This window comes from Delftia acidovorans SPH-1, assembly GCF_000018665.1.
Classification (GTDB): Bacteria; Pseudomonadota; Gammaproteobacteria; order Burkholderiales; family Burkholderiaceae_C; genus Comamonas; species Comamonas acidovorans.
Map to the genome: position 1 here is coordinate 5288850 of NC_010002.1, position 12764 is coordinate 5301613.

The 12764-nt window shown below is 67.8% G+C and carries 13 protein-coding genes; 6 read left to right on the top strand and 7 right to left on the bottom strand.

The annotated features are described in order from the left end of the window. Position 1 precedes the first annotated feature (1 nt). Together DACI_RS24200 and DACI_RS24205 are read left to right on the top strand one after the other, a co-directional pair. Positions 2-217: a helix-turn-helix domain-containing protein gene (locus DACI_RS24200; protein ID WP_012206591.1), complete on the top strand. Its 216-nt coding sequence runs from the start codon at positions 2-4 to the stop codon at positions 215-217. Then, entirely contained in the window at positions 214-837 is a 624-nt protein-coding gene (locus tag DACI_RS24205; protein ID WP_043782451.1) for a hypothetical protein, read from the top strand. Before DACI_RS24200 ends, DACI_RS24205 begins: the two co-directional genes overlap by 4 nt. Before the next feature lie 17 nt (positions 838-854). On the opposite strand, the gene DACI_RS24210 is transcribed toward DACI_RS24205, so the two are convergent. From DACI_RS24210 to DACI_RS24220, 3 genes are all read right to left on the bottom strand, one after another. After that, positions 855-1916: an aldo/keto reductase gene (locus DACI_RS24210; protein WP_043782455.1), complete on the bottom strand. Its 1062-nt coding sequence runs from the start codon at positions 1914-1916 to the stop codon at positions 855-857. 104 nt (positions 1917-2020) lie between these two features. Next, positions 2021-3115, bottom strand: a complete 1095-nt coding sequence (hppD, locus tag DACI_RS24215) for a 4-hydroxyphenylpyruvate dioxygenase (protein ID WP_012206594.1) — start codon at positions 3113-3115, stop codon at positions 2021-2023. Between the two features lie 21 nt (positions 3116-3136). Further along, on the bottom strand, positions 3137-4561 hold the full coding sequence (locus DACI_RS24220; RefSeq protein WP_012206595.1) for an amino acid permease: 1425 nt from the start codon (positions 4559-4561) through the stop codon (positions 3137-3139). Positions 4562-4881: 320 nt separating this feature from the next. Here DACI_RS24220 and DACI_RS24225 point away from each other — a divergent pair, with 320 nt between their 5' ends. After that, on the top strand, positions 4882-5532 hold the full coding sequence (locus DACI_RS24225) for a TetR/AcrR family transcriptional regulator (RefSeq protein WP_012206596.1): 651 nt from the start codon (positions 4882-4884) through the stop codon (positions 5530-5532). On the opposite strand, the gene DACI_RS24230 is transcribed toward DACI_RS24225, so the two are convergent. The 4 genes from DACI_RS24230 to DACI_RS24245 form a co-directional block, all read right to left on the bottom strand. Next, positions 5502-6416, bottom strand: a complete 915-nt coding sequence (locus tag DACI_RS24230) for a LysR family transcriptional regulator (RefSeq protein ID WP_012206597.1) — start codon at positions 6414-6416, stop codon at positions 5502-5504. The genes DACI_RS24225 and DACI_RS24230 overlap by 31 nt on opposite strands. 83 nt (positions 6417-6499) lie before the next feature. Continuing rightward, positions 6500-7591, bottom strand: coding sequence for an ABC transporter ATP-binding protein (locus DACI_RS24235; protein ID WP_012206598.1), 1092 nt, complete (start codon positions 7589-7591; stop codon positions 6500-6502). 6 nt (positions 7592-7597) lie between these two features. Beyond that, on the bottom strand, positions 7598-9337 hold the full coding sequence (locus DACI_RS24240) for an ABC transporter permease (RefSeq protein ID WP_012206599.1): 1740 nt from the start codon (positions 9335-9337) through the stop codon (positions 7598-7600). A gap of 85 nt (positions 9338-9422) precedes the next feature. Continuing rightward, positions 9423-10751: an ABC transporter substrate-binding protein gene (locus tag DACI_RS24245; RefSeq protein WP_012206600.1), complete on the bottom strand. Its 1329-nt coding sequence runs from the start codon at positions 10749-10751 to the stop codon at positions 9423-9425. A gap of 201 nt (positions 10752-10952) precedes the next feature. Between DACI_RS24245 and DACI_RS24250 the strand changes: the two genes are divergently transcribed. The 3 genes from DACI_RS24250 to DACI_RS24260 all read left to right on the top strand — a co-directional run bounded on the left by DACI_RS24250 (position 10953) and on the right by DACI_RS24260 (position 12746). Then, positions 10953-11267 carry a type II toxin-antitoxin system HigB family toxin gene (locus DACI_RS24250; RefSeq protein ID WP_012206601.1) on the top strand — a complete coding sequence of 105 codons (315 nt, stop codon included), beginning with the start codon at positions 10953-10955 and terminating at the stop codon, positions 11265-11267. A 5-nt stretch (positions 11268-11272) separates the two neighbouring features. Beyond that, complete coding sequence (locus DACI_RS24255; protein WP_172642952.1) at positions 11273-11665, top strand: helix-turn-helix domain-containing protein; 393 nt, start codon at positions 11273-11275, stop codon at positions 11663-11665. Positions 11666-11768: 103 nt separating this feature from the next. Beyond that, entirely contained in the window at positions 11769-12746 is a 978-nt protein-coding gene (locus tag DACI_RS24260) for an alpha/beta fold hydrolase (protein ID WP_012206603.1), read from the top strand. Positions 12747-12764 lie beyond the last annotated feature (18 nt).

Genomic DNA, 12764 nt, shown 5'->3' on the forward strand with positions numbered 1-12764 from the left:
CATGCCCATCATCGTCCACCTCGATGTGATGCTGGCGCGCCGCAAGATGCGCTCGCGCGAACTGGCCGAGATGGTCGGCATCACCGAACAGAATATTTCCCTGCTCAAGAGCGGCAAGGTGCGCGGCGTGCGCTTCGACACGCTGGAGCGCATCTGCGAGGCACTGCAGTGCCAGCCAGGCGACCTGCTGGAATGGGTGGCAGGGCCCGAGGATTGAGCAGCGGACGGCTGCGGCTGATCGCGGGCCTGCTGCTGTCGCTGCTGCTGCATGGGGCGCTGCTGTGGCGGGGTCTGGCCCCGGACATTGCGCGGCCCGGCACCGGGCAGGCCGAGGCGCACCGCCTTCAGGTGGTCTGGGTCGAGACGCCGACTTCGACGCCGACGCCAGCCCCCTCTCCTGCTCCTGCTCCAGTGGCTGCCCGGCCCGGACCGGCGCCTGCGTCCGCGCCTACGCGACGGCCGGACACCGCCGCCGTCGCACCGCCATCAAGGCAAGGCGCAGGGGCTGCAAAGGCCACGGAGCAGGCCGCGACAGCCGCCGCGCCGCAAGCGCCTGTCCCCGCCGACACCGAGGCCGTCCCGGACACCGCGCGCAGCGCCAGGGCCATGGGCCGCCTGCTGGACTCGGCCGCAGGCCGCGAGGCCGTGCAGTCGGCGGCCCGGCAAGGCCTGGTCAGGCCCCAGATCCCTGCGCAGCGCGAGGACCCGCTGGCCAGCGGCATGCGCCAGGCCGCCCAGGGCGATTGCATGAAGGGCGAGTTCAAGGGCGGCGGCATGGGCCTGCTGAGCCTGCCCATGCTGGCGGCTGCTGCGCTCAAGGGCGAGTGCAGCCGCTGAAGGCGTGGGGCCGAGGCCTATTGCGCGGGGTCGCGCACTTCCCAGCGGATGGCGTCGATGGCCGACAGCAGTTCGGGCGACAGTTGCGTGCCCCAGGCGTTCAGGTCCTCATCGAGCTGGGCCACCGAGGTCACGCCGATGATGGTGCTGGCCACCTGCCACTTGGTGTAGCAAAACGCCAGCGCCAGCTGCGTGGGCGTGAGGCCATGCTCGCGCGCCAGCGCGCTGTAGCGGCGCGCGGCGGCCAGGGCTTCGGGCCGGCCCCAGCGCTGCTTGCGCACGGACTCGTAGCGCGCAATGCGTGCGGCCTGCGGCGCAGCGGGATCGGTGGGCGCATGCACGTCGAACTTGCCCGTGAGCAGGCCAAAGGCCAGCGGCGAATAGGCCAGCAGCGAGACACCCAGGCGGTGGCAGCTTTCGTCCATGCCGTTTTCCCAGCTGCGGTTGAGCAGGCAGTAGGCGTTCTGCACCGAGGCCACGCGCGGCAGGCCGTGCTGCTCGGCCAGGCGCACGAATTCGTGCACGCCCCAGGGCGTTTCATTGGACAAGCCGATGTGGCGCACCTTGCCTTCCCGGACCAGGCGGCCCAGCGCCTCGAGCTGCTCGTGGATGCCGGTCTGCGAGCTTTCCTTGGCCGGGTCGTAGTACAGCTGGCCGAAAGCCGGCACATTGCGCTCGGGCCAGTGGATCTGGTAGAGGTCGATCACGTCCGTGCCCAGGCGGCGCAGGCTGCCTTCGCAGGAGGCGGCGATGTCGGCCGCCGTCATGCCCTTGCCCTCGCGCACCCAGGGCATGCCCCGCGAAGGACCGGCCACCTTGGTGGCCAGCACGACCTTGGCGCGCGCGCCGGGGCGCTGGGCGAACCAGCGGCCGATGATGGTCTCGGTGGCGCCGCAGGTTTCGGCGCGTGCGGGCACGGCATACATCTCGGCCGTGTCGAAGAAGTCCACGCCGCGCTCCAGCGCGCGGTCCATGATGGCGAAGGCCTCGGCCTCGCCGACCTGCTCGCCGAACGTCATGGTGCCCAGGCAGATGGGGCTGACTTGCAATGCGCTTTGACCGAGCGCCACCGGTTGCATCGAGGGGGAATTCATGGGCACCGAGTGTAGGGCCGCCCGTGTTTACCCTGACGACAGCGCGCCCACCCGGCCAGGGCCGGGCGGGCGCGCTGCGTCCGTCGGGATCAGGCGCCCTGCGGTGCCTCGGCCTGCAGCACGCCGCGGTTGATCTGGTCGCGCTCCATGGACTCGAACAGGGCCTTGAAATTGCCTTCGCCGAAGCCCTCGCGGTAGTTGCCCTTGCGCTCGATGAACTCGAAGAACACGGGGCCCAGCATGGGCTGGGAGAAGATCTGCAGCAGCAGGCGCGGCTGGCCGCCCTCGGTCGTGCCGTCCAGCAGGATGCCGCGCGCCTGCAGCTCGCCCACGGGCTGGCCGTGACCGGGCAGGCGGCCTTCCAGGTTCTGGTAGTAGATGTCGTTGGGCGCGGTCAGCAGCGGAATGCCGGCCATCTGCAGCTGGTCGATGGAGTCCAGCAGGTTATCCGTCAGCAGCGCGATGTGCTGGATGCCCTCGCCGTTGAACTGCATGAGGAACTCCTCGATCTGGCCGCCGCCCTGGCGCGATTCCTCGTTCAGCGGAATGCGGATCAGGCCGTCGGGCGCCGTCATGGCCTTGGAGGCCAGGCCGGTGTACTCGCCCGAGATGTCGAAGTAACGGATCTCGCGGAAATTGAACAGCTTGCTGTAGAAGTCCGCCCAGTAGGTCATGCGGCCGCGGTAGACGTTGTGCGTCAGGTGGTCCACCACCTGGAAGCCGTGGCCCTTGGGGTTGCGGTCCACGCCGGGCAGGAACTCGAAGTCGATGTCGTAGATGGACTTGCCTTCGTCGAAGCGGTCGATCAGGTACAGCGGCGCGCCGCCGATGCCCTTGATGGCCGGGAGGCGCAATTCCATGGGGCCGGTGGGAATTTCCACGGGCTGCGCGCCCAGCTCCAGCGCACGCTTGTAGGCCTGGTGCGCGTCCTTGACGCGGAAGGCCAGGCCGCAGGCCGAGGCGCCGTGCTCGGCCGCGAAATAGGCGGCCTGCCCCGGCTCATTGTTGATGATGAAGTTGATGCCTCCCTGGCGGTACAGCAGCACGTTCTTGGAACGGTGCTTGGCCACCAGGGTGAAGCCCAGCTTCTCGAACAGCGGCTCCAGCACGCCGGGCGTGGGCGACGCGAATTCCACGAATTCGAAGCCCATCAGGCCCATCGGGTTGTCGAACAGGTCTGCCATGGTTGGTTCTCCTTGAAGGTTTCAACGGGGGATGTGCGCGGGTTCCAGTACGGATTCCAGCACAGGCGTGGGACGTTGGCGGAACACGAGGCGATAGGCCCCGTAGACCACCAGGACCCAGATCGGAATGGCCAGCGCGGAGGACCGCACCGACGGTGTCAGCAGCATCACGCCCACCACCAGGGCCATGGCAGCCAGGCAGATGGCGTTGGTCAGCGGCGCGGCCGGTGCGGGAAAGCCCAGCACGGTCTTGCGCGCCACATGCGCCCGGCGAAAGCGCCAGTGCGCCACGATGATGATGGTCCAGGTGATCACCAGGGCCGCCACGATCAGCGACATCAGCAACTCCAGCACACCGGCCGGCGCCACATAGTTCAGCACGATGGCCAGCGCCGTGAAGATGGCCGGATAGACGATGGCCCGCACCGGCACGCCGCGGCGGTTGACCTGCATCAGCGAGCGCGGCGCATTGCCTTCGCTGGCCATGCCGTACAGCAGGCGGCTGTTGCTGTAGACCATGCTGTTGTAGACCGACAGCGTGGCCGTGAGGATCACGAAGTTCAGCAGGTGGGCGGCAGTGTTCTCGCCCAGGCCCGAGAACACCAGCACGAAGGGGCTGCTGCTGTAGGTGTCGCCGCCGGCCTTGAGCTGGCCCAGCAGGTCCGTCCAGGGCATCAGCGACATCAGCACGGCCATGGAGCCGATGTAGAACACCAGCACGCGATAGATCAGCTGGTTCACGGCCTTGGGGATGACGGTGCGCGGCTGGTCGGTCTCGGCCGCCGCGAAGCCCAGCATCTCCACGCCGCCGAAGGCGAACATGATGAAGGCGAAGGCCATCACCAGGCCTGAGAAGCCGTTGGGAAAGAAGCCGCCGTGCGTCCACAGGTTGCGCACGGTCTGCTCGGGCCGGTCGGCGCTGAACAGCAAATACACGCCCGCAGCGATCATGGCCAGCACGGCCGCGATCTTGATCAGCGCGAACCAGAACTCGAACTCGCCATAGGCCTTGACGTTGATGAAGTTCACGCCGTTGATCAGCACGAAAAACACCGCCGCCGTCACCCAGGTGGGTATGCCGGGCCACCAGAACTGGATGAACTTGCCTGCGGCCGTCAGCTCCAGCATGCCCACGAGCACATACAGCGCCACACAGTTCCAGCCCGCCAGAAAGCCCGCGAAGCGGCCCAGGTAGCGGTTGGCGAAATAGCTGAACGAGCCCGCGTTGGGCTCCTCGACCAGCATCTCGCCCAGGAAACGCATGATGAAAAAGATGATCAGCCCGCCAGTGGCGTAGCCGAGCAGCACGGACGGCCCGGCCAGCTCGATGATGCCGGCCGAGCCCAGGAACAGGCCCGTGCCAATGGTGCCGCCCAGCGCGATGAGCTGGATATGGCGGTTCTTGAGCCTGCGCTCCAGATGGCCCTGCGAAGAAGAACTGTGCATCAAGGGGGTGCTCCGGCTCTCAGCAAGGCGCGCGGCGGCGCAGGGGTTGGAACACTTCGGTGGTCTTCACGGCAATGTCTCCTCGTGGGGTGCCTGTTGGAATGCGGGGCCTTGTGCGCCCCTTGTTGATGGGTATCAACTATAAAAAACAATAAATTATTATTTCTTGTAATTTATCCCTATGGACAAGCCCAAAAAGAAGGAGTAGCGAAGGCGATCGACGCATTGCCGCCCGCCATGCCGCACTGCGGCAACGGTTGAACGCCCGCAACAAACAAAAACAATCTACTATTATTTTTTTGCCCTCTGGAGCCCAGAACATGACGACGTCCGCCACGCAGCGGCGCGCACGCACGCCGCAGACCGAGCGTGTGGAGACAACGCAACGCAAGATCATCGACTCCGCCCTGGCGCTGCTGCGCGAGGGCGGCTTCAAGAGCGCCACGCTGCAGGCCATCGCGCGCGGCGCCGATGTGTCGCTGGGCGCGCTGCAGCACCACTTCGAGAGCCGCGATGCGCTGATGGAGCGGCTGGTCATCGAGGTCATGGAGCCACTGAGCGACCAGGGCACGGTCTGGCCCGACAAGGCCCTGCCCCTGCGCGAACGCGCACAGACCTTCGTCACCCTGGCCTGGGACAACATCTTCGGCGCGGCCAACTACCAGGCGGCCTGGAGCATGTTCTTCGGCTGCAAGGCCTCCCCCTCGCTGTTCGACCGCGTGGACGCGCGCCGGGTACATGTGGACAGCGTGTTCTATACCCGCTTCCTGGACGTCTTCCCCGAGATCGCGGCCCACCATCCCCGCCCCCAGGGCTTTGCGGCCATGGCCTTTGCCATCCTGCGCGGCACCGGCGTGCTGGAGCTGTTCGAGGTGGGCGAGCAGGAACGCCAGGGCAGCCTCGATGCGCTGGTCGAGGCCATCGTCCAGGCAGGCACCCCTCAGGCCGGCGGCGGCGGCGGCGGCGCCTGAACCTCGGTCAGTCCCCAGACCCTGCGCAGCTGCGACAGCGTGGCCACCAGGGCCGGGTCGTGCTCGGCCTCGCGCGGGTGGATGAAGCCCAGCTGCGCCGACACGCGCGCATGCGGCCAGATGGCCACGCAGCCATGCTCGGCCGCGGCCAGGGCGCGGTCCTCGCGCAGCAGCGCCAGGCCCAGGCCGGCGCGCACCAGGCTCTCGGGCGCGGCGGCGGCATCGCTTTCCACGATCTGATTGGGGCTCAGCCCCTGGCGGGCGAACAGCGCCAGCAGCAGGGCCTGCTCATGGTGCTGCGCGGGTGCGCCGATCCAGGGCAGTTGCGCCAGGTCCTTCCAGCCCGATTGCAGGACGCGCTCGCGCAGCGCGGGCGGCGCCGCCACGCGGTAGTGCAGTGTCTGCAGCACCAGGGCGCCCAGGTCGCGCGGCATGTGGGCGCCGATGTAGAACGCGCCCTGCAGGCCGCCGGCCGCGACCTGCGCGCGCAACTCCTCGGCCCAGCCCTGGCGTGTCTTGATGTCCAGCAGCGGCAGCGCCTCCACCAGGCCGTGCAGCAGCGAGCCCAGGCGCAGCGCCTCGGGGTCGGCCACCGTGCCCAGCAGCAGCTGGCCGGTGATCTCGCCCTGCAGCTCGCGGGCCTGGCCCTGCAGGCGTCCTGCCGCATCCAGCACCTGCCGGGCGGGCTCCATCAGGGCCTCGCCGGCCCGCGTGAGGCTGATGCGGCCCGGGCGCCGGTCGAACAGCGCCACGCCCAGCTCTTCCTCCAGCGCCTTGATCTGGGCCGTGATGGCGGGCTGGGTCAGGTGCAGGGCCTCGGCCGTGCGCGTGACGCTGCCCAGCGTGGCCGCCGTGACGTAGGCGCGCAGCTGATACATCTCCATGGGCGGCCAGCCTAGCGCAGGCGCCAGGGCCTGCGGCCCGGGCAGGCCCGGGTTTCAGGGAACATCCCTAGCCGTCTCATCGTTCACTCATCGAGGTAGCGCAGCTGCGTGGGCTCGATGCCCAGGCGCACCGGCATGCCCATGGGAAACATGGCAATGCCCGCGTAGTGCGCCTGGTCGGCGACCACGGCCACCTCGCCCACGCGCACGCGGTAGCGCGAGAACTCGCCCAGGAACTCGGCGCTCTCGATCTGCCCTTCCACCCACACGCGCGAGGCATCGCCCGCATCGTCGCGCACCGCAATCTGCACCTGGTGCGGCCGGAAGGCCAGCGCCGCGCGCCCCGGCACGGGCGGCTGGGCCGGGCGCGGCAGGGTCAGCGTGCCCAGGCCCGGCACCTTGAAGACCAGCGACTCGCCTATCGTCGGCAGCACCTCGCCCTCCAGCACATTGGCCGTGCCGACAAAGCCCGCCACGAAGCGGTTGGCCGGATAGTCGTACAGCCCCGCCGCCGAGCCCACCTGCTGCAGCACGCCCTTGTCGAGCACGGCCATGCGGTCGGCCGTGGTCATGGCCTCTTCCTGGTCGTGGGTGACGAAGATGGTGGTCAGGCCCAGCTTGCGCTGCAGGCTGCGCAGTTCCTCGCGCATCTGCACGCGCAGCTGCTTGTCGAGGTTGGACAGCGGCTCGTCCAGCAGCAGCAGCTTGGGCGCGATCACCACGGTGCGCGCCAGCGCCACGCGCTGCTGCTGCCCGCCCGACAGCTGGCCCGGGCGGCGCTGCGCGTACTGCGACAGGCCCACCAGCTCCAGCACCTCGCCCACCTTGCGGCGGATGGTGTCGCGGCTTTCGCGGCGCTCGACCAGGCCGAAGGCCACGTTGTCGTACACCGTCATGTGCGGCCACAGCGCATAGTTCTGGAACACCATGCCGATGTTGCGCGCATGCGGCGGCACCCCCGTGATGTCCTGCCCGCCCACCAGCAGCTCGCCGCGCTGGTGCCGGTTGAAGCCCGCGATCAGCCGCAGCAGCGTGGACTTGCCCGAGCCCGAAGGCCCCAGCAGCGCGAAGAACTCGCCGGGCTCGATCTTGAGGTTGACGTCGCGCAGCACTTCGTTGCTGCCGTAGCTCAGGCTGATGTGCCTGCATTCGAGGGAGACAGGGTCCAGGTGCATGGCGGTTCACTCCGAAGTCGATTGCACGGTGGCGCGCGAGCGCTCCACGAAGCGGTGCGAGAAATACGTGCCCAGGCCGACCACGACCACGGCCAGCACGCCCAATGCCGCACCGGGCCCGCGCCCCGAGATGCTTTGCATGTACAGGTAGATGCCGTAGCTCATGGGCGCCTGGCTCTGGGCCGAGGCCAGCATGATGGTGGCCGACAGCTCCACCGCTGCCGTGATGAAGCTGGTGACGAAGCCGGCCAGGATGCCGCCGGCCATCAGCGGCACCATCACGCGCCGTATCACGCTGGTGCGGCCCGCGCCCAGGCTTTGCGCGGCCTCCTCCAGCGAGATGTGCACCTGCTGCAGCGCCGCCATGCACGAGCGCAGCGCATACGGCAGCCGCCGCACCGCATAGGCCAGCATGATCAGCACCCAGGTCGTGACGATGGGCGTATCGGTGAAGGGCAGGTTCACGCCCTTGAACAGCCGCAGGTAGCCGATGGCCAGCACCAGCCCCGGAATCGCCAGCGCCACCGAGGCCAGGTAGTCCAGCCACTGCCGGGCAGGCAGCCGGGTGCGCAGGATCAGGTAGGCGATGGCGGTGCCGATCACCACGTCAATGCCCGCCGCCATCAGGCAGTACAGCAGCGTGTTGCCGATCATGTAGCCCGAGTCGGTGAACACCGTGGCGTAGTGTTCCAGCGTGTAGCTGTCGGGCAGCACCGAGAAGCTCCAGACCTTGGAGAACGACATCAGCAAGATGCCGATGTGCGGCGCCAGCACCACCAGCAGCACCAGGGCGATCCAGCCATAGGCCAGCAGCGCCTCCCAGGCCGACAGCCGGCGCTTTTGCAGCGCGCTGCCGCCCTTTTGCAGCGTGGCGTAGTCCTTGCCCTTCATCACCCGCGCGGCCAGCCACAGGGCGACGATGGAGAACGCGATCATGATCACGCTGATCACATAGCCCAGCGGATCATCGAGCCCCACCGAGGTGATGCGCAGATAGGCCTGGGGCGCCAGCATATTGGTCACGCCCATCACCAGCGGCGTGCCCAGGTCGTCGAACACCTTGACGAACACCAGGGCCGCGCCCGCCAGGTAGCCGGGCATGGCCAGCGGAAAGATCACGCGCCGGAACAGCCGGAAACCGCGCGAACCCAGGTTCAGCGCCGACTCCTCCATGGCCCCGTCGATATTGCGCATGGCCGCCACGAGGTTGAGCAAGATGAACGGGAAGTAGTGGATGCTCTCCACGAAGATCACGCCCGTCAGCCCCTCCATGATGGGCACGGTGAAGCCGAACCAGTCGTCCAGCAGCAGGTTGACCGAGCCGCTGCGCCCGAAGATCAGCTGCAGCGCCACCGCCCCCACGAAGGGCGGCATGATCAGCGGCAGCACGCCCAGCGTCTGTATCAGCAGCGCGCCCCGGAACTCGAAGCGCACGGTCAGGTAGGCCAGCGGCACGGCGATCAGGCTGGCGAAGAACACGCTGGCCAGGGACACGCCCAGGCTGTTGAAGAACGACTCGCGGAAGACGGTCTGGCCGAAGAAATTGCCGAAGTGCCCCAGCGTGAGCCCGCCGCCTTCATTGACGAAGGCGGTGTAGACCACCATGCCCACGGGCACGATGAGAAAGGCCAGCAAAAAGGCCAGGATCAGCGCGAAGGCCAGCCACGGCCCCCAGCCCGACGGAATGCGCCGTGCGCGCGCAGCAAGGGGGGCGGCGCCGGGCGCCGCCATGGAATCGATGCTCATGCGAATGCTCCGCAGCGAAAGAGACTGTCAAGGGGAGTGCATGCAGGCGCCCGGTGCCGGGCCCCTGCGCCACCTACCGCGCCACCTACCGGGCCAGGCCGCGCGCCTCGGCCGCCAGCTTGGCCGCGCGCTCGTAGTTGGCACGCGCCTTGTCGGCCCACATCTGCTCCAGGCCCGTCAGCTCCTTGGACACGGCCACATCGCGCCGGCTCTTGCGGAACAGCTCCAGAAACTGCTCGTCCTTCACATTGGCTTCGCCCACCAGCGGCGAGTAGGCGATGTCGCGCGCCTGCGCCAGCAGCTCCTGCCCCTTGGCATTGGGCTTGGCCTGCAGGGCCTTGTGCGCCTCCTGGATGGCGCGCGTGGCCGCCTGCAGTTCCTTGAGGCGGAAGGTCACCATCTGGTCGAACAGGCTGATCACCACGGCATAGCGCGACTCGGACAGGTTGGCGTCGAACTGCACCTTGGCGCGCTGCGCCACCTCCTGCGGCACCGGGTAGCCGGCCGGCGCCTTGAGCTGGCTGTAGGGCAGGATGGGCAGGCGGCTGATCTTGGGGTCGAACAGCAGCTGCTGGCCCGGCACCGACATGGTGAAGGCCATGAACTTGCGGGCCTCATCGGCATTCTTGGCGCCCGCGATCAGCGCGATGTTGGCCGGCACCACGGCCGTCATCGCCGGGTAGGCGAAGTCCACCGGGAAGCCCGAGTACTTGCCCGCCAGCCCGAAGAAATCGATCACGATGCCTATGCCGTACTGGCCGTTGTTCACGCCATCGGGCACGGCAAAGCTGCGGTCGGTCACGGCAGCGGCATTGCCCATCATGGACAGCAGCTGGCGCCAGCCCTTGTCCCAGCCCTCGCCCTGCAGGATGGTCTCCACCGTCAACTGCGTGGTGCCCGAGCGCGAGGGCGAGGAGATGGCGATGTGGCCGAAGTACTCGGGCCGCGTCAGATCGCTCCACTCCTTGGGCGCCGCCAGCTTGTGCGCCTTCAGGTAGCGCGTGTTCCACATGATTCCGTAGCCGGCCAGCGCCTGGCCGTAGTACAGGCCCTGCGGGTCGTTGAGCGGGTAGTTGCCGATCTTGGCGGGCGCGGCCGGATTGCGCGTCTCGGGCGCGGCGGTCAGCAGCTTGTTGCGCGCCAGCACCTCGAAGGCATCAGGGGCGCTGGCCCACATGATGTCGGGCCGCTGGCCCTCGGGCAACTCGCGCACATACGCTACGGCAGCCGTGGTGTTCTTGTTCAGGATCTCGATCTTGATCCCCGGATTGGCCGCCTCGAAGGCCTTCTGGTAGGCCGTGGTCAGCTCCTTGGGAAACGAGGTCAGCACCGTCACCGTGCCGGCCTGGGCCGCCATGGCGGCGCCCCCCAATCCTGCGGCCATGGCGGCCGTCAGCCATCTGCGTTGCTGCATTGCTGTCTCCTTCGGGTTGTTGTGCGGTCAATCTGCAACCCACTGTAGGCAGCGCCGGCCCTGCCGGCCAATCATTGTTTCTGATGCCGTGCATCAGCGGCGGCGGCGCTCGGGTTAACCCGGCGCGAAAGCACAAGCACGGCAAAGAGCACAAAGACCATGCCGGCAGCCTCAGTCCCAATTTGGGACTAACATCCACCCATGCACATCGTGGCCCGCTCCACCCTCGTCAATTTCTACAGCAGGCCGGAGCATGCGGATGCCAAAGGGCCGCTTGAGGCGTGGTTCGACATGGCCGCCCGCGCGCAGTGGACTTGCCCTCAGGACGTGAAGGACCAGATCGGCAATGCCAGCATCGTGGGCAACAACCGGGTCGTGTTCAACGTCAAAGGCAACGACTACCGCCTGATTGCCGCCATCGCCTACAGGCAGCAGTGGCTGTACATCAAGTTCATAGGCACGCACGCGCAGTACGACAAGGTGGATGCCGCCACGGTGGACCAGAGCCTGCAATGAAAGGAATGACCATGGAAATCCGCCCCATCCGGACCGAGCAGGATTACAGGACAGCACTGACCGAGATCTCGCAACTGATCGACAAGGACCCGGCCTCGGGAACGCCCGACGGCGACAGGCTGGACATTCTCGGAACGCTGGTTGAGGCCTACGAGGCAAGGCATTACCCCATCGCTCCCCCCGACCCTATCGATGCGCTGCGCCTGCTCATGGAGTCCCGGGGCATGACGGTCAAGGACCTGGTGCCCTACATCGGGCAGACCAACCGCATCTACGAAATACTCAATCGCAGCCGCCCCCTGACGCTGAACATGCTCTACAGGCTTCATGACCTGGGCATACCGGCCGAGAGCCTGCTGTCCCGCCCGCGCACCGCCGCCTCGGAAAGCCACGGCTGATGCCCACCCCGGCCGGGAGCCGTGCTGGCGCACCGGGAAATCCCCAGCCACCGCTGTCCCGCCCCTGACTGCTGCACAGCAGCAAACCGGAATAATCGGCGGGATGCTGCAAGCCCCCTCCTCCCTCTCTGCCCCGGCCGCTGAAGAAGCGCCCATCTACGTTGCCCGCCGCCCCTGGCGCTCGCGCATGGTGCCGGTGCGCACCATGGAGTACCACGTGCGCGAGTGGGGGCCCGTGGATGGCGATCCCGCCCTGGCGCCGCTGGTGCTGGTGCACGGCTGGATGGATGTGGCGGCCTCCTACCAGTTCGTGGTCGATGCCTTTGGCGAGGCCTTCATGGCGGGGCGCCGCATCATTGCGCCGGACTGGCGCGGCTTCGGCCTGAGCCGGCCGGCCTGGCCTGCCGACCGGCATGACTTTGCCGACTACCTGGGCGACCTGGACCACCTGCTGGACATCCTGGTGGGCGATACGCCCGTGGACCTGGTGGGCCACAGCATGGGCGGCAACGTGTCCATGATGTATGCGGGCGCGCGGCCTGCGCGCATACGCCGGCTGGTCAATCTGGAGGGCTTCGGCATGCCGGCCACCCGGCCCGACCAGGCGCCCGCACGCTATGCGCAGTGGATGGACGAGCTGCGCCAGCTGCGCAGCGGCGGCATGGAGCTCAAGAGCTACGACAGCGTGCAGGACGTGGCGCGCAGGCTGATGAAGACCAACCGCCGCCTGCCCGGGGACAAGGCGCTGTGGCTGGCCCACCACTGGGCGGCGCCCAATGCGCAGGGCCGCTGGGAAATCCTGGGCGACACGGCGCACAAGCTCATCAGCGCGCAGCTGTTCCGCGTGGAAGAAATCCTGGCCCTGTACCGTGCCATCACGGCGCCGGTACTGGCCGTCGAGGCCAGCGACGACAGCCTGGGCATGTGGTGGAAGGACCGCTACACGCTGGCCGAGTACCACGAGCGCATCGGGCAGATTGCCGTCTGCCGCACGGCCGTGGTCCAGGACGCCGGCCACATGCTGCACCACGACCAGCCGGCGGACGTGGCCGGGCTGATCGAGCAATTCCTCAGCACCTGAGTCCTGCGCGCGCCGCTA

Excerpts from the sequence above, each read along its gene's own strand:
- DACI_RS24235 (WP_012206598.1), bottom strand. The coding sequence starts at position 7,591 with ATGCACCTGGACCCTGTCTCCCTCGAATGCAGGCACATCAGCCTGAGC.
- DACI_RS24250 (WP_012206601.1), top strand. The coding sequence starts at position 10,953 with ATGCACATCGTGGCCCGCTCCACCCTCGTCAATTTCTACAGCAGGCCG.
- DACI_RS24245 (WP_012206600.1), bottom strand. The coding sequence starts at position 10,751 with ATGCAGCAACGCAGATGGCTGACGGCCGCCATGGCCGCAGGATTGGGG.
- DACI_RS24225 (WP_012206596.1), top strand. The coding sequence starts at position 4,882 with ATGACGACGTCCGCCACGCAGCGGCGCGCACGCACGCCGCAGACCGAG.
- DACI_RS24255 (WP_172642952.1), top strand. The coding sequence starts at position 11,273 with ATGACCATGGAAATCCGCCCCATCCGGACCGAGCAGGATTACAGGACA.
- DACI_RS24200 (WP_012206591.1), top strand. The coding sequence starts at position 2 with ATGCCCATCATCGTCCACCTCGATGTGATGCTGGCGCGCCGCAAGATG.
- DACI_RS24260 (WP_012206603.1), top strand. The coding sequence starts at position 11,769 with ATGCTGCAAGCCCCCTCCTCCCTCTCTGCCCCGGCCGCTGAAGAAGCG.
- DACI_RS24210 (WP_043782455.1), bottom strand. The coding sequence starts at position 1,916 with ATGCAACCGGTGGCGCTCGGTCAAAGCGCATTGCAAGTCAGCCCCATC.
- DACI_RS24240 (WP_012206599.1), bottom strand. The coding sequence starts at position 9,337 with ATGAGCATCGATTCCATGGCGGCGCCCGGCGCCGCCCCCCTTGCTGCG.
- DACI_RS24230 (WP_012206597.1), bottom strand. The coding sequence starts at position 6,416 with ATGGAGATGTATCAGCTGCGCGCCTACGTCACGGCGGCCACGCTGGGC.
- DACI_RS24220 (WP_012206595.1), bottom strand. The coding sequence starts at position 4,561 with ATGCACAGTTCTTCTTCGCAGGGCCATCTGGAGCGCAGGCTCAAGAAC.
- hppD (WP_012206594.1), bottom strand. The coding sequence starts at position 3,115 with ATGGCAGACCTGTTCGACAACCCGATGGGCCTGATGGGCTTCGAATTC.